The sequence below is a fragment of the Nocardia sp. CA-136227 genome (genome assembly GCF_050955695.1).
Lineage (GTDB): Bacteria > Actinomycetota > Actinomycetes > Mycobacteriales > Mycobacteriaceae > Nocardia.
On record NZ_CP192081.1, the window covers coordinates 5,484,914 to 5,507,139 of the forward strand.

Annotated in this window: 18 protein-coding genes and 3 rRNA genes; 9 read left to right on the plus strand and 12 right to left on the minus strand. The window is 65.0% G+C overall.

Annotated elements, in window-relative coordinates:
* Positions 1-44 precede the first annotated feature (44 nt).
* On the plus strand, positions 45-587 hold the full coding sequence (locus tag ACQP06_RS25390) for an HNH endonuclease (RefSeq protein ID WP_379107706.1): 543 nt from the start codon (positions 45-47) through the stop codon (positions 585-587).
* Between the two features lie 297 nt (positions 588-884).
* Here ACQP06_RS25390 and ACQP06_RS25395 read toward each other — a convergent pair whose 3' ends face one another.
* The 9 genes from ACQP06_RS25395 to ACQP06_RS25435 form a co-directional block, all read right to left on the minus strand.
* On the minus strand, positions 885-1,976 hold the full coding sequence (locus ACQP06_RS25395) for a hypothetical protein (protein ID WP_433666949.1): 1,092 nt from the start codon (positions 1,974-1,976) through the stop codon (positions 885-887).
* Between the two features lie 16 nt (positions 1,977-1,992).
* Positions 1,993-3,474, minus strand: coding sequence for a hypothetical protein (locus tag ACQP06_RS25400; RefSeq protein ID WP_433666950.1), 1,482 nt, complete (start codon positions 3,472-3,474; stop codon positions 1,993-1,995).
* Positions 3,471-3,758, minus strand: coding sequence for a WXG100 family type VII secretion target (locus tag ACQP06_RS25405; protein WP_379280446.1), 288 nt, complete (start codon positions 3,756-3,758; stop codon positions 3,471-3,473). Before ACQP06_RS25405 ends, ACQP06_RS25400 begins: the two co-directional genes overlap by 4 nt.
* Positions 3,758-4,087, minus strand: a complete 330-nt coding sequence (locus tag ACQP06_RS25410; protein ID WP_433666951.1) for a WXG100 family type VII secretion target — start codon at positions 4,085-4,087, stop codon at positions 3,758-3,760. Before ACQP06_RS25410 ends, ACQP06_RS25405 begins: the two co-directional genes overlap by 1 nt.
* 69 nt (positions 4,088-4,156) lie before the next feature.
* Complete coding sequence (locus tag ACQP06_RS25415) at positions 4,157-4,642, minus strand: SUKH-3 domain-containing protein (RefSeq protein ID WP_433591131.1); 486 nt, start codon at positions 4,640-4,642, stop codon at positions 4,157-4,159.
* Positions 4,643-4,764: 122 nt separating this feature from the next.
* Positions 4,765-4,881, minus strand: a 5S ribosomal RNA gene (gene rrf, locus ACQP06_RS25420).
* A 101-nt stretch (positions 4,882-4,982) separates the two neighbouring features.
* Positions 4,983-8,088, minus strand: a 23S ribosomal RNA gene (locus ACQP06_RS25425).
* Between the two features lie 332 nt (positions 8,089-8,420).
* Positions 8,421-9,937 (minus strand): 16S ribosomal RNA (locus ACQP06_RS25430).
* Together the 16S, 23S and 5S rRNA genes form the textbook arrangement of a ribosomal RNA operon.
* Positions 9,938-10,373: 436 nt before the next feature.
* A complete protein-coding gene (locus ACQP06_RS25435) occupies positions 10,374-11,474 on the minus strand; it encodes an FAD-dependent monooxygenase (protein WP_433666952.1) in 1,101 nt (366 codons plus the stop codon).
* 124 nt (positions 11,475-11,598) lie between these two features.
* Between ACQP06_RS25435 and ACQP06_RS25440 the strand changes: the two genes are divergently transcribed.
* Together ACQP06_RS25440 and ACQP06_RS25445 are read left to right on the plus strand one after the other, a co-directional pair.
* Positions 11,599-11,802 carry a hypothetical protein gene (locus tag ACQP06_RS25440; RefSeq protein ID WP_433666953.1) on the plus strand — a complete coding sequence of 68 codons (204 nt, stop codon included), beginning with the start codon at positions 11,599-11,601 and terminating at the stop codon, positions 11,800-11,802.
* 248 nt (positions 11,803-12,050) lie between these two features.
* The gene (locus ACQP06_RS25445; RefSeq protein ID WP_433666954.1) at positions 12,051-13,478 is read left to right on the plus strand and encodes a sugar porter family MFS transporter; all 1,428 of its coding nucleotides are present in this window, start codon (positions 12,051-12,053) and stop codon (positions 13,476-13,478) included.
* Positions 13,479-13,486: 8 nt separating this feature from the next.
* Here the strand turns inward: ACQP06_RS25445 and tuf are convergent, their stop codons facing one another.
* Positions 13,487-14,683, minus strand: a complete 1,197-nt coding sequence (gene tuf / locus ACQP06_RS25450) for an elongation factor Tu (protein ID WP_433666955.1) — start codon at positions 14,681-14,683, stop codon at positions 13,487-13,489.
* A 299-nt stretch (positions 14,684-14,982) separates the two neighbouring features.
* On the opposite strand from tuf, the gene ACQP06_RS25455 reads away from it, so the two are divergent.
* A complete protein-coding gene (locus ACQP06_RS25455) occupies positions 14,983-15,210 on the plus strand; it encodes a hypothetical protein (RefSeq protein ID WP_357096963.1) in 228 nt (75 codons plus the stop codon).
* A gap of 122 nt (positions 15,211-15,332) precedes the next feature.
* On the opposite strand, the gene ACQP06_RS25460 is transcribed toward ACQP06_RS25455, so the two are convergent.
* On the minus strand, positions 15,333-15,647 hold the full coding sequence (locus ACQP06_RS25460) for a hypothetical protein (protein ID WP_433666956.1): 315 nt from the start codon (positions 15,645-15,647) through the stop codon (positions 15,333-15,335).
* A 115-nt stretch (positions 15,648-15,762) separates the two neighbouring features.
* Here ACQP06_RS25460 and ACQP06_RS25465 point away from each other — a divergent pair, with 115 nt between their 5' ends.
* Complete coding sequence (locus tag ACQP06_RS25465; RefSeq protein ID WP_433666957.1) at positions 15,763-17,268, plus strand: leucyl aminopeptidase; 1,506 nt, start codon at positions 15,763-15,765, stop codon at positions 17,266-17,268.
* Between the two features lie 80 nt (positions 17,269-17,348).
* On the opposite strand, the gene ACQP06_RS25470 is transcribed toward ACQP06_RS25465, so the two are convergent.
* Positions 17,349-17,684 (minus strand): oxidoreductase, encoded by a 336-nt coding sequence (locus ACQP06_RS25470; protein WP_433666958.1) that lies wholly within the window; start codon positions 17,682-17,684, stop codon positions 17,349-17,351.
* A gap of 460 nt (positions 17,685-18,144) precedes the next feature.
* Here ACQP06_RS25470 and sucB point away from each other — a divergent pair, with 460 nt between their 5' ends.
* The 4 genes from sucB (at position 18,145) to lipB (ending at position 22,226) form a co-directional block, all read left to right on the plus strand.
* Entirely contained in the window at positions 18,145-19,887 is a 1,743-nt protein-coding gene (gene sucB, locus ACQP06_RS25475) for a 2-oxoglutarate dehydrogenase, E2 component, dihydrolipoamide succinyltransferase (RefSeq protein ID WP_433666959.1), read from the plus strand.
* 34 nt (positions 19,888-19,921) lie between these two features.
* Complete coding sequence (locus ACQP06_RS25480; RefSeq protein ID WP_433666960.1) at positions 19,922-20,821, plus strand: TIGR01777 family oxidoreductase; 900 nt, start codon at positions 19,922-19,924, stop codon at positions 20,819-20,821.
* Positions 20,822-20,889: 68 nt separating this feature from the next.
* Positions 20,890-21,423, plus strand: a complete 534-nt coding sequence (locus ACQP06_RS25485; RefSeq protein WP_433666961.1) for an N-acetyltransferase family protein — start codon at positions 20,890-20,892, stop codon at positions 21,421-21,423.
* 8 nt (positions 21,424-21,431) lie between these two features.
* Entirely contained in the window at positions 21,432-22,226 is a 795-nt protein-coding gene (gene lipB, locus ACQP06_RS25490) for a lipoyl(octanoyl) transferase LipB (protein WP_433673431.1), read from the plus strand.

Below are 22,226 nucleotides of genomic sequence, written 5' to 3' on the forward strand. Positions count from 1 at the left end.
GCCGGAAGTTCGACCACAACCGCTAACCGTCGTAAGGGGACACGATGCTGCGCCGCGCTGAGAACGTCGGTGTCACACACCGGCAGGGACTGTTCACCAACAAGGGCCCGATGACCTTGCACGTCGGTCGTCAGTCCTACGTCATGATCCCTAAATTGCCGGTGGAGCAGTACCGGCAGATGCTCGCGTCCTCTGCCGGCCTACCGGTGCTGTTCGGCACAGTCGGGGCCCGCGCGTACTGGCTTTTCGAAGGAAAGTGGTTCTGGGACAACGATGGGCTGACCGCGGACGAGGTTTACGCCGTGCTCGTCACGCGTGGCCAACGCCGCCAGGCGCAGATAGACCGGGCGCAATCAATGGTCGCGATGCAGCAGGCCCCCGTCCCCAGCGTGCGCGGCGCGATCCCGGATGACGTCAAGCAACTGGTCTGGACCAGAGACCACGGATGCTGCCGACAATGCGGAGCGAATATCGAGCTGCAGTTCGACCATGTCATCCCGGTATCTATGGGAGGTGCGTCCACCCCGGAGAACCTCCAGATCCTCTGCGGACCGTGCAACCGGAGGAAGGGAGCCTCGATCATCTGAGGCACGTCTGCCCGCACCTACGACACAGCCGATCGGATGCAACGCATTCGCCGAGACCCAGCAAGACGTCGTCAAGATCGGGACCGTCTACCACGCCAAGGGCATGGACTTCGGCGATTGCTTCACCTCACCGATGCACCGAAACAGCTGCCGGGGCAACTCACCGATACCGAACGCGATCGCACGGAATTGGCTGCGCGACAGCGCAGAGTGGCGCTGATACGTGCTCGCGACTACATCCGGAACGGCTTCATGCAGGGCTGACGGCAGAGCATTACATCGCCCAGCATGGCCGGGTTAGTCGAGGGGCATGTGGTATTCGACCTGGATGTCGGGGAATTGGACGCCGTGGCGGCGGAGGTTGTCGAGGAGTTGGCGGGTGAAGCGGCGGGGTGGGCGGTAGTGGGTGCTGTGGTCGGAGATGAGATGGAGGTGGCCGGATTTGGCGGAGAGTTCGCCGGCAGCGGCTACTGGGGCGCCGGACAGGAAGCTGGAGTGGTGGAACTGGCCGAGGATGTGGTGAGGGGAAGAGTAGAGGGCGCCGTCGGCGTCCATGACGAAGATGGCTCGGCCGCCCTGGGGGGTCCAGAGGGTTCGGGATGTAGTGGTGTCGAAGGGGGCGCCTTGGGCGTCGTAGAGGAGGCCGTTGGTGATGGTGAGCTTGTATGGGGCGCGTTCGGCGGGGGTGAGGTAGCGGACGTGGGTGCCGTTCCAGCGGGTGTTTCCTGGGAGGTGCTCGCCTATGAACTCGGGGCGGAGTGGGGTTGTTTCGTAAGGCACGGGAGCTGAGGGGGTCGACAGGACGGTCACTTTGGAGGGGTCGAGGGATGAGGACGACAGGATCTCCCGGACTATCGCGGCGGCGTTGGGGTCGTTCTCGCGCGCTACCAGAGCGGTCGCGTTTCGGTCGCGCCAGCCGGGCCAGATGAAGCCCACTTCGGTGCTGGACTTCAGGCGGAGGAGCAGTACCTCGCGGTTGTAGCCGGCGGGCTTTCGGAACATCTTTCCGACGATGGGCTGGATGTCGATCCAGGACAGGTCGATTCGGGCAATGGGGTCGAGGTGGACGAACTCTGACCACCTTTCGAGCGGGATCTCGCGGTAAGCGCGGTCGGGCCATGGGCGCATGGTGTCGAGGTCGGCGACTACGCGGGTGAGGAAGTGGCGCTTTTCTGCTTCGGTGAATGGGGCGTGGACGACTGGGTCGATGGCCGTGTCGGAGTGGAGGGCCGTGGTGAGGGCCTGATGTTCTTCCTCGACCGTCAGGTCCCAGAGGGGTTGGTGGACAAGCCATTCTGCGGTGCGACGGGCCTCCGTGTCGCCGAGGGCACTGGCGAACTGCGTGCGGTACAGGACGGCGGTGACAACTGCCCGCCATGTCTCGGTCATGTCGAATCCTCTCTTGCTACTTCGGGGCTCGCAGGTCGATCTGGGTGGGATCTATTCGGAGGCCTTCACTGCGAAGTTGGTCGATAACCTGGTTCGAGAATGTTTGGGCGGGGCGGTAGTGGCCACTGGCGTCGGTGATGAAGCGGAGTTCGCCGTTGACCACTTCGAACTCGCCTGCACCGGCAACCGGGGCGCCGGAAAGGAAGCTGGAGTGGTGGAATTCGCCGGGGGCATGGTACTTCGAGGCGTAGAGGGCACCGTTCTCGTCCATGACGAAGATCGCTCTTCCGCCGTTGAAGTGGGTAGCTGAGGTGGTGGTGTCGAACAGGGCGCCGGTGGCGTCGTAGAGCTTGCCATCGTGGATGGAGAGTTGGAAGCTCTGGCGTTCCTCGGGGGTGAGGTAGCGAACGGATTGTCCTGGCCAGATCGAGTTTCCGGGGAGGTTTTCGCCCTTGTAGTGGGGGTTCATCGGGGTGGTCCTGAGTTTGGGAACAGAGCCTGTTCGGCGGCCGAAGACTGCCAGTCTCGCTGCGGCCTCCTGGACCCACTTGGCGACCTTTGCCGTGAGGGCTCGGACTCGGTCGGCCATGACGCCGACGACCCGCGCGGATTCCCTTGCCTTGGTGGCCAAGCCGGCGATGATCGACGCGATGCGGGCTGCTTTGACGGCTACTCGGGCGGCCCAGGCGGTGTTGCCGATGTACTCGGACAGGCCCGCGGTCACCGGAGCCAATAACGCCAAGCCGATTTCTACCGCGGCGGTTTCGAGGCCCAGGTCTTTCAGCTCTTCGAGGATTTGGTGGTGGGCCTCGTCGAGGTGGTGGGCGTAGTCGCCGCAGGCCGTTCCGATCTCGGTGCTGATGGTGGCGAGGTCGGTCAGGTCTGATTGGCGGGAGCGGGCGGCCTCGATCGCGGCGGGGATTTCCTCGGACTGTTGGTTGGCGAGGAGGTCGATGGCCTTCGGGATCGTGTCGGCCAGGGTGTGGAAGTTGGTGGCCGTGGTGGACCAGGCGGACTGGGCGGCAGAGAGTTCGGACTGGTGGCCGTTGGGCCACATCGCGCCTACGGCGTCCTTGATGATCGACCAGCCGAACGGTTCGGGGATGCCGTCGCCGGCCGCGGAGGGAGCCTCGTCGGGGAGGCAGGATGGCGGGGTCAGAGCGGGTGGTGGAGGGGGTTCCACCTCGTTGTGGTCGGCTGCGGACTCACCTGCCTGGTGGTTGTAGGCACCGACCACGATCAGGTCTCGGACTTGTGCCGCGGCGGCGGCCAGTTGGGCGGAGGCTTGCAGGGCTGAGTTCGCGGCTTGGTCGTAGGCGGCGGACCATTCTTGGGCGATGGTGTCGCTGCCTGCCATACCGACGTTCGCGCGGAGGACGGTGAGCAGGCCGGAGTGGGTTTCGATCGCGTCGGACTCGAGGGTGCCGAAAACCTCTCCGGCGGAGCTGTATTCGCCTGAGCGGCAGACGATCAGCGGGACCGTGGGAGGCGGGCTCATGGCCACATGGACGCGTTGGTGGATCCCACCGTTTCGTAGGCGGTGTGGGCTGCGGAGAGCTTCTCGCGCAGGGCTCGCAGGGCCTCGCGCATGAGGGCGGCCGCGGCTACACGGTCATCGTGGGCGGCGCGGTGGGCGGTGGCGGCTTCGCCGGACCAGTCCACGTGGAGCTCGGCTACGCACTTCTCGATCGCGGCTATCCGGGCCTCGATCGAGGACTCCAGTTTGGCTGTGCCGTCGATGAGTTGTTGCAGACCACCCAGGTCGACCCGATAGTCCGCCACTAGACCACCTCGGGCAGGTCGAGGCCCGAGCCGGCTTGCGCGACCGCCTCCGCTCGGTGGTGGTCAATCCGGGTGTGTTCCGCGGCCGCTTGACGGAGGAGGGTGGCGTCGGTGGCGAAGGAGGTGAGAATCCGGCGGGCGCCGGATTCCCAATCGGTCCACGGGGTCTCGTGTGAGGCCGCTGCGTCACCTTGCCAGTCGCCGCCCAGGAACGATCGGACCAGCCGCATGTGTGCGGTCAGGTCGTCCACGAGGTCCTGGGCCGCGCGGTCCAGCCAATCCGCGGCCGCTCGCATCGCGGCCGGGTCGATCTTCAGTATCCCCACCATCCGCACGAAGGTAGTGACGGAAGGCGGTGGTGGGGTGCGAGATTCGAACTTCGCGCACTCGGGGTGGGGCTAGCCCGCGTGCATCCACTCGGAGGTGAAGCGGGGGCGCGGGCGGTGGTAGGAGAGGATCGAGGTGGGGGTGGTGTGGCGGCGGATGATGACCTCGAGGGCCTGGGGGAAGGTGGGGGCCACGAGGTCGAGGGAGAGGACGCCGTCGGAGACGATGCGTCCGTCGTCGAGCATCAGGAGGAAGGTGGTGCCGGCGGTGTTGGCTGCCAGGGGGGTCATGCGGTGGCCCAGGGCGCGTTCGAAATCGGCGTAGCGGTCGTACATGCCGCTGGCTACGTCGATGGGGTCGAAGAATAGGGGGTCCGCGGTCCAGAGGGCGCCGGGGAGATCCGGGGGCTGGAGGGTCAGGTTGCCGAAGCCTTGGAGGATGCTCGCAGCAGGGCGGGAGACGTGGAAGCCCTCGGCTTCCAGCTGGTCGGTCCAGCCGGTGATGTCGATACGACGGGAAGGGGTCCAGCCCGCTGCGGTGAGGGCTCGGCACGTCACTGGATTCGGCCAAAAGTAGCGCATAGTGGATATTCGGCGCTGGAAGTTCTTGGGCACGTATCGATTTGATCGAGATACGCCAAAGGCCCCCAGCAGATTGCTGGGGGCCTTCGCGAATGATGTTCCGGCGGTGTCCTACTCTCCCACACCCTGTCGAGTGCAGTACCATCGGCGCAGGTGGCCTTAGCTTCCGGGTTCGGAATGGGACCGGGCGTTTCCCCACCGCTATAGCCGCCGTAACTCTATGAAACTATCCACGCGGTGCGACAAGGACTTTCGTCCTCCGCAACACATGTCGTGTGTTGTTTCAGATACTGCACAGTGGACGCGTAGCTTCTTTGTTGGTAAGTCCTCGGCCTATTAGTACCAGTCACCTACATCTGTTACCAGACTTCCAGTTCTGGCCTATCAACCCAATGGTCTGTTGGGGGCCTTACCCCCTCGAGGGGGTGAGAAACCTCATCTTGGAACAGGCTTCCCGCTTAGATGCTTTCAGCGGTTATCCCTTCCGAACGTGGCCAACCAGCCGTGCTCCTGGCGGAACAACTGGCACACCAGAGGTTCGTCCGTCCCGGTCCTCTCGTACTAGGGACAGCCTTCCTCAAGTTTCTAACGCGCGCGGCGGATAGAGACCGAACTGTCTCACGACGTTCTAAACCCAGCTCGCGTGCCGCTTTAATGGGCGAACAGCCCAACCCTTGGGACCTACTCCAGCCCCAGGATGCGACGAGCCGACATCGAGGTGCCAAACCATCCCGTCGATATGGACTCTTGGGGAAGATCAGCCTGTTATCCCCGGGGTACCTTTTATCCGTTGAGCGACACCGCTTCCACTTGCCGGTGCCGGATCACTAGTCCCGACTTTCGTCCCTGCTCGACCTGTCGGTCTCACAGTCAAGCTCCCTTGTGCACTTGCACTCAACACCTGATTGCCAACCAGGCTGAGGGAACCTTTGGGCGCCTCCGTTACATTTTGGGAGGCAACCGCCCCAGTTAAACTACCCACCAGGCACTGTCCCTGAACCCGATCAGGGTCCGAGGTTAGAGGTCCAATACGATCAGAGTGGTATTTCAACGATGACTCCACGAACACTGGCGTGCCCGCTTCACAGTCTCCCACCTATCCTACACAAACCGTACCGAACACCAATACCAAGCTATAGTGAAGGTCCCGGGGTCTTTTCGTCCTGCCGCGCGTAACGAGCATCTTTACTCGTACTGCAATTTCGCCGAGTCTGTGGTTGAGACAGCTGAGAAGTCGTTACGCCATTCGTGCAGGTCGGAACTTACCCGACAAGGAATTTCGCTACCTTAGGATGGTTATAGTTACCACCGCCGTTTACCGGGGCTTAAATTCTCAGCTTCGCTCCGAAGAGCTAACCGGTCCTCTTAACCTTCCGGCACCGGGCAGGCGTCAGTCCGTATACATCGTCTTACGACTTCGCACGGACCTGTGTTTTTAGTAAACAGTCGCTTCTCACTGGTCTCTGCGACCCCACCCAGCTCCAGGAGTAAATCCTTTCACCAGGCGTGGTCCCCCTTCTCCCGAAGTTACGGGGGCATTTTGCCGAGTTCCTTAACCACAGTTATCTCGATCGCCTTAGTATTCTCTACCTGACCACCTGTGTCGGTTTGGGGTACGGGCCGTGTACCAACTCACTAGAGGCTTTTCTCGGCAGCATAGGATCACTGAATTCGCCTCAATCGGCTACGCATCACGTCTCAGCCTCATGGGATACGGATTTGCCTATACCCCGGCCTACACGCTTACACCAGGTATTCCATCACCTGGCCCAGCTACCTTCCTGCGTCACCCCATCGCTTACCTACTACAGCCAGGGTCATGCGCAGCCGCGTTCCCTCTCGCCCGAAGGCTCGATAAGACCGCATTTGGGCACTTAGCACAACTGATTCGATATTTGGCGCGGATACACGGGTACGGGAATATCAACCCGTTGTCCATCGACTACGCCTGTCGGCCTCGCCTTAGGTCCCGACTCACCCTGGGCGGATTAACCTGGCCCAGGAACCCTTGGTCATTCGGCGGACGAGTTTCTCACTCGTCTTTCGCTACTCATGCCTGCATTCTCACTCGCATGGCCTCCACGGCTGGATCACTCCGCCGCTTCCCTGGCCATACGACGCTCCCCTACCCATCCAGACTCCTGGCCCGAAGGCGGGATAATGTCTGAATGCCGCGGCTTCGGCGGTGTACTTGAGCCCCGCTACATTGTCGGCGCAGAATCACTTGACCAGTGAGCTATTACGCACTCTTTCAAGGGTGGCTGCTTCTAAGCCAACCTCCTGGTTGTCTTCGCGACTCCACATCCTTTTCCACTTAGTACACGCTTAGGGGCCTTAGCCGGCGATCTGGGCTGTTTCCCTCTCGACTATGAAGCTTATCCCCCACAGTCTCACTGCCGCGCTCTCACTCACCGGCATTCGGAGTTTGGCTGACTTCGGTAAGCTTGTGGGCCCCCTAGGCCATCCAGTAGCTCTACCTCCGGTGAGAAACACGCGACGCTGCACCTAAATGCATTTCGGGGAGAACCAGCTATCACGGAGTTTGATTGGCCTTTCACCCCTACCCACAGCTCATCCCCTCAGTTTTCAACCTAAGTGGGTTCGGGCCTCCACGACGTCTTACCGTCGCTTCACCCTGGCCATGGGTAGATCACTCCGCTTCGGGTCCATAGTGTGCGACTCAGGGCGCCCTATTCGGACTCGCTTTCGCTACGGCTCCCCCACACGGGTTAACCTTGCCACACACCGATGACTCGCAGGCTCATTCTTCAAAAGGCACGCCATCACCTATTACAGCTCTGACGGATTGTAAGCGCACGGTTTCAGGTACTATTTCACTCCCCTCCCGGGGTACTTTTCACCTTTCCCTCACGGTACTAGTCCGCTATCGGTCACCAGGTAGTATTCAGGCTTATCGGGTGGTCCCGACAGATTCACAGCAGATTTCACGGGCCCGCTGCTACTCGGGTGCCCACCACATGAGCCAAGATGTTTTCGTCTACCGGACTCTCACCGTCTACGGTTGGCCATCCCAGACCAATTCGACTAACAACTTGGTTTCTTACTCATGCCCAATTCGGCAGAATTGGGAAGATGGGTCCCACAACCCCGGCTATGCAACGACTGCCGTCTATCACACACAACCGGTTTAGCCTCTTCCGCTTTCGCTCGCCACTACTCACGGAATCACTGTTGTTTTCTCTTCCTGTGGGTACTGAGATGTTTCACTTCCCCACGTTCCCTCCACACGCCCTATATATTCAGGCGCGGGTAACACGACATCACTCGTGCTGGGTTTCCCCATTCGGAAATCCTCGGATCTCAGCTCGTTTGACAGCTCCCCGAGGCTTATCGCAGCCTACTACGTCCTTCATCGGCTCCTGGTGCCAAGGCATCCACCGTACGCTCTTACACACTTACTAACAAAGATGCTCGCGTCCACTGTGCAGTTCTCAAACAACACACAAGTCCGAATCCGTGTTTCAGCACCAGCCCGAGCAAGCTCGGCGGTATGACTGAGGATTCAGTCTCGTCGTTTTTGATTCCTAGAAAGAATCGCTTTCGCGTGTTCTTTCAGGACCCAATAGTGTGTCGGTATATTCACCGCGCTCGAAGACATGGCTTCGAGCTAGGTGCGATGAAGGTTGTCAGTGTTCCACCCATGAGCGTCCGCCGGCCTACGTGTGAGGCCGAAACGGTCTCTGACACAGTCACATTCGACTCTTCGAACGGTCTGTGTAGAAGTGCTCCTTAGAAAGGAGGTGATCCAGCCGCACCTTCCGGTACGGCTACCTTGTTACGACTTCGTCCCAATCGCCAATCCCACCTTCGACAGCTCCCTCCACAAGGGTTAGGCCACTGGCTTCGGGTGTTACCGACTTTCATGACGTGACGGGCGGTGTGTACAAGGCCCGGGAACGTATTCACCGCAGCGTTGCTGATCTGCGATTACTAGCGACTCCAACTTCACGGGGTCGAGTTGCAGACCCCGATCCGAACTGAGACCGGCTTTAAGGGATTCGCTCCACCTCGCGGTATCGCAGCCCTCTGTACCGGCCATTGTAGCATGTGTGAAGCCCTGGACATAAGGGGCATGATGACTTGACGTCGTCCCCACCTTCCTCCGAGTTGACCCCGGCAGTCTCTCACGAGTCCCCGCCATTACGCGCTGGCAACATAAGATAAGGGTTGCGCTCGTTGCGGGACTTAACCCAACATCTCACGACACGAGCTGACGACAGCCATGCACCACCTGTACACCGACCACAAGGGGGGCCATATCTCTATGGCTTTCCGGTGTATGTCAAACCCAGGTAAGGTTCTTCGCGTTGCATCGAATTAATCCACATGCTCCGCCGCTTGTGCGGGCCCCCGTCAATTCCTTTGAGTTTTAGCCTTGCGGCCGTACTCCCCAGGCGGGGTACTTAATGCGTTAGCTACGGCACGGATCCCGTGGAAGGAAACCCACACCTAGTACCCACCGTTTACGGCGTGGACTACCAGGGTATCTAATCCTGTTCGCTACCCACGCTTTCGCTTCTCAGCGTCAGTTACTTCCCAGAGACCCGCCTTCGCCACCGGTGTTCCTCCTGATATCTGCGCATTTCACCGCTACACCAGGAATTCCAGTCTCCCCTGAAGTACTCTAGTCTGCCCGTATCGACTGCAAGCTTGCAGTTGAGCTGCAAGTTTTCACAATCGACGTGACAGACCGCCTACAAGCTCTTTACGCCCAGTAATTCCGGACAACGCTCGCACCCTACGTATTACCGCGGCTGCTGGCACGTAGTTGGCCGGTGCTTCTTCTACAGGTACCGTCACTTGCGCTTCGTCCCTGTCAAAAGAGGTTTACAACCCGAAGGCCGTCATCCCTCACGCGGCGTCGCTGCATCAGGCTTTCGCCCATTGTGCAATATTCCCCACTGCTGCCTCCCGTAGGAGTCTGGGCCGTGTCTCAGTCCCAGTGTGGCCGGTCACCCTCTCAGGTCGGCTACCCGTCGTCGCCTTGGTGGGCCGTTACCCCACCAACAAGCTGATAGGCCGCGGGCCCATCTCGCACCAGTAAACCTTTCCAACAGCCCCCATGCAGAGGCTGCTCATATCCGGTATTAGACCCAGTTTCCCAGGCTTATCCCAGAGTGCGAGGCAGATCACCCACGTGTTACTCACCCGTTCGCCGCTCGTGTACCCCGAAGGGCCTTACCGCTCGACTTGCATGTGTTAAGCACGCCGCTAGCGTTCGTCCTGAGCCAGGATCAAACTCTCCGTTGAAGACTCTAGATGCACCCGAAGGCGAATCAGAAGTATCTCGAACCAGAGTCCGAAAACCTAGCAATCGTCGGCTGGAAAATTAGCCGACTTAAATGTCCAACCACCCTCACGGGGGTGAGAATGATTGGAACCAAATATAATATTTGGCACTGACATTCATCGACACACTATTGAGTTCTCAAAGAACACACGCACAAGCCATCGATCCGAGCGGTAAGCCCGTTCGACTAGCTAGGCAACTTTTCAAGCTTAGCCCCGTCCATGCAGCAGAACCAAATCCGCTGGTCAGGTGGAACTAGTGTGATCGTCAGGCGCTCCTCGTCCAACCTCGTTTCCCAGGCCCTTGGGGCTCCGGGTCGGTGTCCGTGTCGCTCTGACCTGGACTGTTGCGTTGAACCAAAGTCAAATCGCCTCTCTACCTGCAGTTTTCCGGCGACTATGCGGAGGGCTGCGGGGGCTTCCAGCCTTCGAGGGTCCGGCGACTGTTGGAACGGAACATCGCTACCGAGACTTTGTTCGGAATCGCGAGGAATGCGGCGTCCCGCAAGGCGGCAAGAGCGGTCGAGCCCGGAGAGGTCATTCGGGTGCCGTGCTTGGACAGAAAGCTCATCCGGGCGACGCGGCTGCGGCGGGCGGCGGAGTAGCGAGCGAGATCCGGGGCGCAGGCCGCCAGAGTGACGGCATCCTCCAATGCCATTCCCGCACCCTGACCCAGGGTCGGCCGCATGGCGTGGGCCGCGTCGCCGAGAAGGACAGCGCGGTCGTTCCACAGCTGCCGGGGTACGTCGATTTCGAGCAGCTCGTCGGTGACCACCGCGGATCGGTCGGTGGCGGCGATCAGTTTCGGAAGCGGGTCCGGCCAGTCGGTGAAGTAGTCGAGATCGTCGATGCCCGGGAGGCCTGCGGTGAAGACGTAGGTGCGGTCGCCGGTGATGGGGACGACGCCGGCTTCACCACGAATGCCCATGATCACGCCGACCGGGTCGGGCGCGGGGGTGTCGAGGACCCATCGCCAGGCGGTGATCCCGGTGCGGTGCACCGGGCCGGACTGCGGCCACAGCTGGGTACGGACCACGCTGTTGACGCCGTCGGCACCCACGATCAGGTCGTACCGGTCCGTATCCGAATCGGTTTCGATCCGGCCATCGGCATGGACGGCGACCACACGGGTGCCCGCGCGGACGCATTCGGCGGGTACCGCGGCTGCGAGGATCGCGATCAGGTCGGCGCGATGTACGGCGACGAGGCCACCGGTGAAGTCACTGATGCGGGCATCCACCAGTACCCGTCCCCGCTGGTTGCGGGCGAAGGCGCGGCGGTCCGCGACCGCTCCGGCTCGCACCGCTTCTCCCACACCGAGCATGTCCAGGGCCTTCAAGGCATTGGCCGCGAGGGTGATTCCCGCACCCACCTCTGTGAACTGCGGCGCGCGTTCGTAGACGGTGACGTCCCAGCCCGCCGCGCGCAGTGCGATCGCGGCGGCGAGACCACCGATTCCGCCCCCGACAACCCCGGCCCTGCCCTTACCTTCGGCCATGATCCCTCCCCGAACGTAGACGTGTCGCGATCGTAAATCTCCGATTCCTCCCGAAGTCGTAGGAGTGCGCGGGATCACGGCACCGAATACCTCCCGACCGGAAATCGAGTGGAGGGCAAGCGGTATGGGTGCAGCGGCGGAGCAGAGCGGAGTGTCGAAGGCGGTGTCGGCGGCGGTGGAGGCGGCCAAACGGGGTGACGTGATCGCGGCGCGGCAGTTGCTGGCATTGGCGGACCAGCTGGCGGTCGAGGCGCTGGCGCGGGAGACCGCGCGGGCGAATCGGCCGGGGTGGCTGCGGGTTCCGCGCATCCCCGGGTTGCGGCGTTGAGCTGAGGCGTGGCGCAGTTCCCACAGGGATGTGGAGAAGCCGCAACGCCAGGCCCGATGCGGGACAGCCGCCCAGCCGTCCGGGTGCCGTGGAACGGGCGACCAGTTCGGCGTTGCGTTGAGCGTTGACAGCGATTCCGGCGGCCACAATGGGCGAAGTGCGCCGTCTGACGGGGTTTGTGCGTCATCTCGGCCGAACCCAGAGATGGCTCGGGCTCCCGCGGCCCGGGTCCGGACGAAGGAGTCGGCGTGAATTCATCGGTGAGGTCGCGAACCTCGGACGATCAGGAGCGCGGGGCCGACAGCCTGGTCTACGTCGTGTTCATCACCGCGGCGGCCGCGATGGGCGGATTCCTGTTCGGATATGACAGTTCGGTCATCAATGGCGCGGTCGAGGCCATCCGGGATCGGTACGACATCGGGTCGGCGACGCTCGCGCAGGTGGTGGCGATCGCGTTGATCGGCTGCGCGGTGGGCGCGGCCATCGCGGGACGGATCGCGGACCGGATCGGGCGTATCTGGTGCATGCGGATCGCGGCGACGCTGTTCACGGCGAGCGCGATCGGGTCGGCGTTGCCGTTCGCCCTGTGGGATCTGGCCATGTGGCGGGTCATCGGCGGGATCGGGATCGGGATGGCCTCGGTGATCGGGCCCGCCTATATCGCCGAGGTGTCGCCGCCGGCGTATCGCGGGCGGCTGGCCTCGTTCCAGCAGGCGGCCATCGTGATCGGCATCGCGACCTCGCAGCTGGTGAACTTCGCGATCCTGAAGATGGCGGGCGGTGAGCAGCGCGGGACCATCGCGGGGCTGGAGGCCTGGCAGTGGATGCTCGGGGTGATGGTGATCCCGGCCGGGCTGTACGGGTTGTTCTCGTTCGCGATTCCGGAGTCGCCGCGGTATCTGATCTCGGTCGGCAGGATCGAGCAGGCGAAGCAGGTGCTGGCCGAGGTCGAGCGCGGGCAAGAGGATCTGGACGCGCGGGTCGCGCAGATCGAGCAGGCCATGCACAGCGAGCACCGGTCGACGTTCAAGGATCTGCTGGGCGGGAGGTTCGGGTTCCTGCCGGTGGTGTGGATCGGCATCGGGCTGTCGATGTTCCAGCAGCTGGTCGGGATCAATGTCGTCTTCTACTACTCGGCGACGCTGTGGCAGTCGGTCGGCATCGATCCGTCCAGTTCGTTCTTCTATTCGTTCACCACCTCGATCATCAATATCGTCGGCACCGTGATCGCCATGCTGCTGGTCGACCGGATCGGGCGGAAACCGCTGGCGCTCATCGGCTCCACGGGCATGGCCGTCGCGCTGGCGCTGGAGGGGTGGGCGTTCTCGGCCAAGACCGGGTCCGGCGAGAGCGTGTCGCTGCCGCACGCGCAGGGCATTGCCGCGTTGGTCGCGGCGCACTGCTTCGTGCTGTTCTTCGCCATGTCGTGGGGTGTGGTGGTGTGGGTGCTGCTGGGTGAGATGTTCCCGAACAAGCTGCGCGCGGCGGCGCTGGGTGTGGCTGCGTCGGCGCAGTGGATCGCCAACTGGGCCATCACCGCCAGCTTCCCGAGCCTCGCGGATTGGAATCTGTCGGGGACGTACGTCATCTACACGCTGTTCGCGCTGCTCTCGATTCCGTTCGTGCTCAGGTTCGTTCCCGAGACCAAGGGCAAAGCACTCGAGGAGATGGGCTAGCGGCCGGGCTATTTCAGGATCTTGGTGATCTGGCCCGCGCCGACGGTCCGGCCGCCCTCGCGGATGGCGAACTTGAGACCGACCTCCATGGCGATCGGCTGGATCAGCACCACTTCCATGGAGACGTTGTCGCCGGGCAGCACCATCTCCACCGCCGTGGGCAGGGTCACCACGCCGGTGACATCGGTTGTGCGGAAGTAGAACTGGGGGCGGTAGTTGTTGAAGAAGGGGGTGTGCCGGCCGCCCTCCTCCTTCGACAGGATGTAGGCCTGGCCCTCGAACTGGGTGTGCGGGGTGACCGAACCGGGCTTGATGACGCATTGGCCGCGTTCCACGTCCTCGCGGCGGACTCCGCGCAGCAGCAGGCCCACGTTCTCCCCGGCCTGGCCCTCGTCCAGGAGTTTCCGGAACATCTCGATGCCGGTGACCGTGGTCTTCGTGGTCTTCGGGCGGATGCCGACGATCTCGACCTCGGCATTGACCTTGAGCACGCCGCGCTCGATGCGGCCGGTGACGACGGTGCCGCGGCCGGTGATGGTGAAGACGTCCTCGATGGGCATGAGGAACGGCTTCTCCACCTCGCGGGCGGGGGTATCGATCCAGTCGTCCACGGCGGCCAGCAGTTCGGTGATGGTCGCGCCCCACTCCCCCGCCGGATCGGACAGCGCCTGGAAGGCGGAGACCCGCACGATGGGGCTGTTGTCGCCATCGAACTCGTACTCGCTGAGCAGTTCGCTCACCTCGAGTTCGACCAGCTCCAGGATCTCCTCGTCCTCGACCATGTCGCACTTGTTCAGCGCCACCACGATTTTCGGGACGCCGACCTGCCGGGCCAGGATCACGTGCTCCTTGGTCTGCGGCATCGGGCCGTCGGTGGCGGCGACCACCAGGATCGCGCCGTCCATCTGCGCGGCGCCGGTGATCATGTTCTTGATGTAGTCGGCGTGCCCGGGGCAGTCGACGTGCGCGTAATGCCGTTTCTCCGTTTGGTATTCGACGTGCGCGATGGAGATGGTGATGCCGCGCTGGCGTTCCTCGGGGGCCTTGTCGATGTCCTCGAAGGGGGTGAAGGGGTTCAGGTCCGGATATCGGTCGTGCAGGACCCGGGTGATGGCCGCGGTGAGCGTGGTCTTGCCGTGGTCGATATGGCCGATGGTGCCGACATTGACATGCGGCTTCGTCCGCTGGAATCTCGCCTTCGCCACTGGAACCTCCTGCGCGCCCGTCGTTTCCAGGGTAGGGAGGATGGGGGCCGGAAGAGCTGAAAACCGGGCGAAACAGACGTCGAGGACTGTTGACGAAAACCATTCCCGAACAGAGGTTTTCCACGGCCGGCACCGCTCCACCACCGCGGGCGCGGGACTGCGGCGCGCGGGTGCGCCGAGCGAAACCGGGCGGATGCGGCGGTGACCCGAGAAGCGGGGGCAGCGCCGCGAGGGTTCGAATCGATACCTTTCAACTTCACGTCGGCAGCGTCAGCCGATCGGAACGACATGAGGTATCGATGAACAAGCGCATTGCCGGTATCGCCCTCGCGGGCGCCCTGCTGGTCCCGGCCCAGTTGGCCGCCTCCGCCGTGGCGACCGCCGCACCGCAGGCCGCGAGCCCGATCGGATCGGCGGACTACGGCTGCACCTCTTCCCAGCCGCCCACGTGCAACCCGGCCTTCCTGCAGTTCCTGCTGCCGCTGCTGACCGGATCCGCCTCCGGATCCGCCAACGGCGCGAAGTAGCACCGCGATCCTCCCAGTCGCCGGCGGGGGCGGGAAGTACGGGAGAACGGTCGAAACGGACGTCGAGGACTGTTGACGAAAACCCGTCCCGACCAGAGGTTTTCCACGAATTCGCCGAGCGGTCAGCGGGCGCCGGGCTCACCGGCGGAAGTCGGCGCGGTGGGCTCGGTCGAGGTGGCCTGTTCCTTCGGGACGCACACCCACTGGCCGTCGGCGGTCAGACCCCACTGGGCGACGATGCGGCCGTCGGAGCAGTCGTCGCCGACATTGTGCTCGGGCTGGACGGAAGTCGGCGGTATCGACGGCAGCGTGGTGACGGTGGTCGGCACCGGGGCCTGGCCGGTGTCGGAGCAACTTGTCAGCAGGCAGCCCGCGAACGTGACCCCGACCAGGGCTACAGCCGATCCGGTCGTGCGCACCTTCAACCGTGACGCCATGTGGTCACCCTTTCGTGCCGAGACGATTCGGGTCAAACAGCAATCACAGAGCAATCTATCGTGCGGTCCGCGCCCAACCGGCTGTGGCCGGGGCGGCGCAGTAACGTGGGCAGCTATGACAGCTGTTGCAGATCGTTCGCTCGGGCCGGAACTCGCCCGCACCGAGGGCATCGGGGAGGCCGATGTCCTGGTCATCGGACTCACCTCGTCGGAGGACGGGCCGGTCATCGCGCCCGCCGACGCGTTCGAGGATGTGCTCGACGGTGACACCCGCGACGCCCTGCTGAGCGCGCTGCGGGCCGTCGGGGCCAAGGGTAAGGGCGAAGAGGTCACCAAGGTGCCCGCGCCCGCCGGGCTGGGCGTGGACTTCGTGCTGGCGGTCGGGCTCGGGGCGGCGGACAAGCTCGACGCCGAGCAGGTGCGCAAGTCGGCCGGTGCGGCCGGTCGGGCGCTGACCGGGGTCGTCACCGCGGTCACCACGCTGTCGGGCCTGGATCTGGGCGCCGCGGCGGAGGGGTTCTATCTGGGCGCGTACCAGTTCACCACGTTCAAGTCCGCCAAGAGCGCGCCCAAGCCGGAGGAGCAGCCGGTGCAGCGGGTCGAATTCCTGGTGCCCGCACCGGGATTCGGCGAGGAGGAGCTGTTCCGGGCGCAGGCCATCGCCGAAGCCGTCGCCACCGCACGTGATTTCGTCAACACCCCGCCGAGCGACCTGTTCCCGGCCGAGTTCGCCAACCGCGCGGCCGAACTGGCCAAGGCGGCCGGTCTCCAGGTCGAGGTCCTCGACGAGACCGAGCTCGAATCCCAGGGCTACGGCGGCATTCTCGGCGTCGGCAAGGGCTCCTCGCGGCCGCCGCGCCTGATCCGCATCACCTACGCCGGCGGCGACCCCAAGGTGGCGCTGATCGGCAAGGGCATCACCTTCGACACCGGCGGCATCTCCATCAAGCCCGCGCAGTCCATGGAGAACATGACCTCCGACATGGGCGGCGCGGCGGCGGTCATCGCCACCACACTGCTGGCGGCGCGGCTGAGCCTGCCGCTCACCGTCATCGCCACCGTGCCCATGGCCGAGAACATGCCCTCGGCCACCGCGCAGCGGCCCGGTGACGTGCTCACCCAGTACGGCGGCACCACCGTCGAGGTCATCAACACCGACGCCGAGGGACGCCTCATCCTGGCCGACGCGCTGGTACGCGCGGGCGAGGACGAGCCGGACTACGTCATCGACGTCGCCACCCTCACCGGTGCGCAGATGGTGGCGCTGGGCACCCGCACCCCGGGCGTCATGGGCACCGACGCCTTCCGCGACCGGGTGGCGCGCATCTCACAGTCCGTCGGCGAGAACGCCTGGGCCATGCCGCTTCCCGCGGAACTGCGCGCCGACCTGAACTCCAAGATCGCGGATCTGCAGAACGTCGCGCCGCACCGCTGGGGCGGCATGCTGTCGGCGGGCCTGTTCCTCAAGGAATTCGTGTCCGAGGGCGTGCAGTGGGCGCACCTGGATGTCGCGGGTCCGGCCTACAACACCGGCGGACCGTTCGGCTACATCGGCAAGGGCGGCACCGGCGTTCCGGTCCGCACGCTGATCAGCACCCTCGAGGACATCGCCGCCGAATAGCGAACGGCCAAGTCCCACAGCGACGCCCGCCCCGCGGTTCCGCGGCGGCGGGCGTTCGCGTTCACAGGGACGCCGACCGGTCAGGTCAAGGCGGCCGCGCGGCGTTCGAGAACGCGGCGGCGCGCCTCGTAGTCCCGCATGCGCTGCGGGTAGCCGACGCGGCGCGCGTCGTAGACCGGGACGCCGAGGGCGCCCGAGAGGCGTTGCGCCCCGCGTTCGCCGACCACCCGGCGGGTCCATTCGCCGTCATGCGCGACCAGCGCCACCGTGACATCGGTGACCGTGGTGCGCGGCTCGACGAAAGCCTCCACGCCGTAATGGTTTCGCGTCCAGGCCACGAGATGGGCCATGTCGGCCGGATCGGCCTCGCCTCGGCGCGCGGCGCCGCTGTGCCCGAACAGATCCAGGAAACCCATTCCCGTCAACCTCCTCTCCGGCTTCGGAAAACCGCCGGATACTTCGATAGTGCGCAGCTCACGCCCGCTTCGCCAGACGATCGGCGATTTCCATAGCAGCTGCACAGAATCCCTTCAGAATCGACTCAGCGGGCGTGCGCGGTCCGGTCAGTGGCACGCCGGAAAGGCCAGTTCGACGCAAACGTGATACGTGTCATGGCATCCCGCTATTTCACCCGCGCTCCGTGGCGTTCGACGCTCACGCCGGGAAATGTGGCGTAGAGAGGTCGGCACAACCGCCGCCCTGTGACACGCCGCACCCGGACGAATGCAAGGATGGGTGGCTGGAACAAGAACCAACACGGATCTCCGGTGCCATCGCCGTTCGATGGCCGTCCGGGACGACACCGCGACCCGCGGTGCCACGCCCGCGGAGAGACGAACTGTTTAACCCGACGAGCAGTCAGAGGAGTCAACGGACATGACCTTCTCCGTCCAGATGCCGGCTCTTGGTGAGAGCGTCACCGAGGGCACTGTGACCAGGTGGCTGAAGAAGGAGGGAGACTCGGTCGAGGTCGACGAGCCGTTGCTCGAGGTCTCCACCGACAAGGTCGACACCGAGATCCCCTCCCCGATCGCAGGCGTTCTCGTGAAGATCGTCGCCCAGGAGGACGACGTCATCGAGGTCGGCGGCGAACTCGGCGTGATCGGCGAGGCCGGTTCCGCCCCGGCCCCGGCCGCCGCCCCGGCTCCCGCCGCAGCCCCTGCCCCGGCCCCCGCGCCGCCGGCTCCCGCCCCGGCCCCGCAGCCGGTCGCCGCCGCACCCGCCCCGGCTCCGGCCGCCGCGCCCGCTCCCGCCGCTGCCGCCTCCGGCACTCCGGTCAAGATGCCGGAGCTCGGTGAGTCCGTCACCGAGGGCACCGTCACCCGCTGGCTGAAGCAGGTCGGCGACCAGGTCGCGGTGGACGAGCCGTTGCTCGAGGTCTCGACCGACAAGGTCGACACCGAGATCCCGTCCCCGGTCGCGGGCACCCTGCTGGAGATCTCCGCGCAGGAAGACGACGTCATCGAGGTCGGCGGCCAGCTGGGCGTCATCGGCAGTGGCGCCCCCGCGGCCGCCCCGGCCCCGGCTCCCGCTCCGGCCCCCGCCCCTGCGCCCGCTCCGGCTCCGGCCGCCGCGGCTCCCGCGCCCGCCCTGGCCGCTCCGGCCCCGGCTCCCGCGCCGAAGACCGCCCCGGTTCCGGCCGCGGCGACCCCGGCCGAGGAGCCCTCCGGCAACGGTGGCCCCTACGTCACCCCGCTGGTGCGAAAGCTGGCCGCGGAGAACAACGTTGACCTCGCCGCCGTGACCGGCTCCGGCGTCGGCGGCCGCATCCGCAAGCAGGATGTGCTCGCCGCCGCGGAGGCCAAGAAGGCTCCGGCCCCCGTTGCGGCCGCGCCCGCCGCCGCTGCTCCGGTCGCCCCGGCCGCTGCCGCCGCCGCACCGCGTCCGTCGCTGTCGCACCTGACCGGCACGGTCCAGAAGGCCACCCGCATCCGGCAGATCACCGCGGCCAAGACGCTCGAGTCGTTGCAGACCACCGCGCAGCTCACCCAGGTGCACGAGGTCGACATGACCAAGATCGCGTCCCTGCGCAACCGCGCCAAGGCCGCGTTCAAGCAGCGCGAGGGCGTGAACCTCACGTTCCTGCCGTTCTACGCCAAGGCCGTCATCGAGGCGCTGGCCGTGCACCCGAACATCAACGCCTCCTACAACTCCGAGACCAAGGAGATCACCTACCACTCGGTGGTCAACCTGGGTATCGCGGTCGACACCGAGCAGGGTCTGCTCTCGCCGATCATCCACAACGCCAACGACCTGTCGCTGGCCGGACTGGCGCGCGCCATCGCCGATATCGCCAACCGGGCCCGCACCGGCGGCCTGAAGCCGGACGAGCTGGCCAACGGCACCTTCACCATCACCAACATCGGCTCGAACGGCGCGCTGTTCGACACCCCGATCCTGGTGCCGCCGCAGGCCGCCGAGCTGGGCACCGGCGCGATCGTGAAGCGCCCCATGGTGATCAGCGACGACGGCAACGAGTTCATCGGCATCCGGTCGATGGCCTACCTGCCGCTCACCTACGACCACCGCCTCATCGACGGCGCCGACGCGGGTCGCTTCGTGACCACGATCAAGCACCGTCTGGAAGAGGCCGCGTTCGAGGGTGACCTGGGCCTCTGAGGCCGGAACGGAGACGGGTCGGGGGTTGGATCGGATGAAGATCGTGGTCGCCGGTTCGTCCGGACTGATCGGGACGGCACTCGTCGCGGCCCTGCGCCGTGACGGGCACGAGGTCACCCGCCTCGTGCGCCGTCCCGTGCACGCCCGCGACGAATTCACCTGGGATCCGGTCCGTTCCAACCTGGACGAGCGCGCGCTGCGCGGTGCGGACGCCGTAGTGAACCTCTGCGGCGCGAGCATCGGGCGGCGGCGCTGGAACGGCAGCTACAAACAGGAGCTGCGCGACAGCCGCATCGTCCCCACCGATGTCCTGGCCGCCGCGGTCGCCGCCGCGGGAGTGCCGACGCTGGTCAACGCCAGCGGCGCGCACTACTACGGCGGCGAGACCGGCGACCGGGTCGTCACCGAGAGTTCCCCCGCCGGAACAGGATTCCTGGCCCGGCTCTGCGCCGACTGGGAAGCCGCCACCGAACAGGCCGCCGACGCCGGGGTGCGCACGGTGCTGCTGCGTTCGGCGGTGGTGCTGGCGCGGCACGGCGGCATGCTCGGAATGCTGTACCCGCTCTACTATCTCGGGCTCGGCGGGCGGCTCGGCAGTGGGCGGCAGTACGTCCCGTGGATCTCGCTCGACGACGAGGTGGGGGCGATCATCTACGCGCTCACCCACGAGAACCTGTCCGGGCCGGTCAATATGTGCGGTCCCGCACCGGTCACCAATGCCGAGTTCACGCGGGCGCTGGGGCGGGTCATGCATCGGCCGACGCCGTTGATGGTGCCCGCGTTCGCGTTGAAGCTGACCGTCGGCGAGTTCGCGGACGAGGCGATCCTGCACGGGCCCAGGGCGATTCCCGCCGCGTTGGAGGACGCCGGGTACGAGTTCCAGCACCCGACCATCGGCGCGGCGCTGACCGCGACGCTGGGCCACTCGGGCTGATTCCCTCCGCTTCCGGCTGATACCGGGCGCGGTGCGCGTCACAGCAACCTCGCCGATACCGTGGACCCGTGACCAATCAACCGTCCGACGTGGTGGTGCGCGGCGCACGCGAGAGCGATCTGCCGGAAATCCTGGTGATCCACAACAACGCCATCGCCGAGACCACGGCCATCTGGGATACCGAACTGGCCGACATCCACGAACGCGAGGCCTGGTTCGCGGCGCGCACCGGGTCCGGGCATCCGGTGCTGGTCGCCGAGATCGGCGGCAAGCTGGCGGGGTACGCGAGTTACGGGCAGTTCCGGCCCAAGTCGGGCTACCGGTTCTCGGTCGAGAACTCGGTGTACGTGTCAGATATATTCCATCGCCGCGGCGTGGCCACCGCGCTCATGCGGGCGCTGCTGGCGCGGGCCGAGACAGGCGATGTGCACGCCATGATCGCGGCGATTGAGTCGAGTAACCGCACGTCGATCGGGCTGCACGAGAAGTTCGGCTTCAAGGTTGTCGGGCAGATGCCGGAAGTCGGGTTCAAATTCGGGCGCTGGATGGATCTGACGCTCATGCAACGGACCTTCCCCGAGGGAGTAGCGTCGCCATCGTGAGCGAGAGCATGACGGCCACCGCGGCGTTACCCCGCGCGGTGTCGGCTCGCTTCGACAGCACACCCCTCGCGGTCGAAGATCTGGGCCTGATCGACTATCAGCGAGCCTGGGAATTGCAGCGGTCCATCGCGGACGAACGCGCCGAGGGCATCGGGCAGGATCGGCTCCTGCTGCTGGAACACCCCTTCGTCTACACCGCCGGACGGCGCACCGAGGCACGGGATCTGCCCGTGGACGGCAGCCCGGTCATCGCGGTCGATCGCGGCGGGAAGATCACCTGGCACGGGCCGGGGCAATTGGTCGGCTACCCGATCGTTCGGCTGGCCGAACCGGTCGATGTGGTCGCGTACGTGCGTCGCCTCGAAGAGGCTCTGATCGCCGTATGCGCGCAGCTCGGGCTGGAAACCGGTCGGGTGGAAGGCCGTTCGGGCGTGTGGGTCCCGGCGAACCAGTTCCTGCCCGAGCGCAAAGTCGCGGCGATCGGTGTGCGCGTACAGCGTGGCGTCGCCCTGCACGGCATCGCGCTCAACTGCGATTCCAGCCTGGACGGTTTCGATGCCATCGTGCCGTGCGGTATTCGCGATGCCGGGGTCACCACCCTGAGCCGCGAACTCGGCCGCGACGTCACCGTCGCCGAGGTGCGGCCGCTGGTCGCCGACGCGATCACCCGCGCCCTCGACGGTGTCCTCGAGGTGACCGACCACGCTCTGTCGCGCTGCGTCGAAGCCTTTGCCGAATGTCCCGAGCCGCTACCCGCCCTGCAGACCGACGAGTCCGCCGCAGGGCACGCCAAAGCCGAATGA

Excerpts from the sequence above, each read along its gene's own strand:
- ACQP06_RS25460 (WP_433666956.1), bottom strand. The coding sequence starts at position 15,647 with ATGGCGTCACGGTTGAAGGTGCGCACGACCGGATCGGCTGTAGCCCTG.
- ACQP06_RS25400 (WP_433666950.1), bottom strand. The coding sequence starts at position 3,474 with ATGAGCCCGCCTCCCACGGTCCCGCTGATCGTCTGCCGCTCAGGCGAA.
- lipB (WP_433673431.1), top strand. The coding sequence starts at position 21,432 with ATGACGGCCACCGCGGCGTTACCCCGCGCGGTGTCGGCTCGCTTCGAC.
- ACQP06_RS25390 (WP_379107706.1), top strand. The coding sequence starts at position 45 with ATGCTGCGCCGCGCTGAGAACGTCGGTGTCACACACCGGCAGGGACTG.
- ACQP06_RS25455 (WP_357096963.1), top strand. The coding sequence starts at position 14,983 with ATGAACAAGCGCATTGCCGGTATCGCCCTCGCGGGCGCCCTGCTGGTC.
- ACQP06_RS25465 (WP_433666957.1), top strand. The coding sequence starts at position 15,763 with ATGACAGCTGTTGCAGATCGTTCGCTCGGGCCGGAACTCGCCCGCACC.
- ACQP06_RS25395 (WP_433666949.1), bottom strand. The coding sequence starts at position 1,976 with ATGACCGAGACATGGCGGGCAGTTGTCACCGCCGTCCTGTACCGCACG.
- ACQP06_RS25410 (WP_433666951.1), bottom strand. The coding sequence starts at position 4,087 with ATGGTGGGGATACTGAAGATCGACCCGGCCGCGATGCGAGCGGCCGCG.
- ACQP06_RS25480 (WP_433666960.1), top strand. The coding sequence starts at position 19,922 with ATGAAGATCGTGGTCGCCGGTTCGTCCGGACTGATCGGGACGGCACTC.
- ACQP06_RS25470 (WP_433666958.1), bottom strand. The coding sequence starts at position 17,684 with ATGGGTTTCCTGGATCTGTTCGGGCACAGCGGCGCCGCGCGCCGAGGC.
- ACQP06_RS25435 (WP_433666952.1), bottom strand. The coding sequence starts at position 11,474 with ATGGCCGAAGGTAAGGGCAGGGCCGGGGTTGTCGGGGGCGGAATCGGT.
- sucB (WP_433666959.1), top strand. The coding sequence starts at position 18,145 with ATGACCTTCTCCGTCCAGATGCCGGCTCTTGGTGAGAGCGTCACCGAG.
- ACQP06_RS25440 (WP_433666953.1), top strand. The coding sequence starts at position 11,599 with ATGGGTGCAGCGGCGGAGCAGAGCGGAGTGTCGAAGGCGGTGTCGGCG.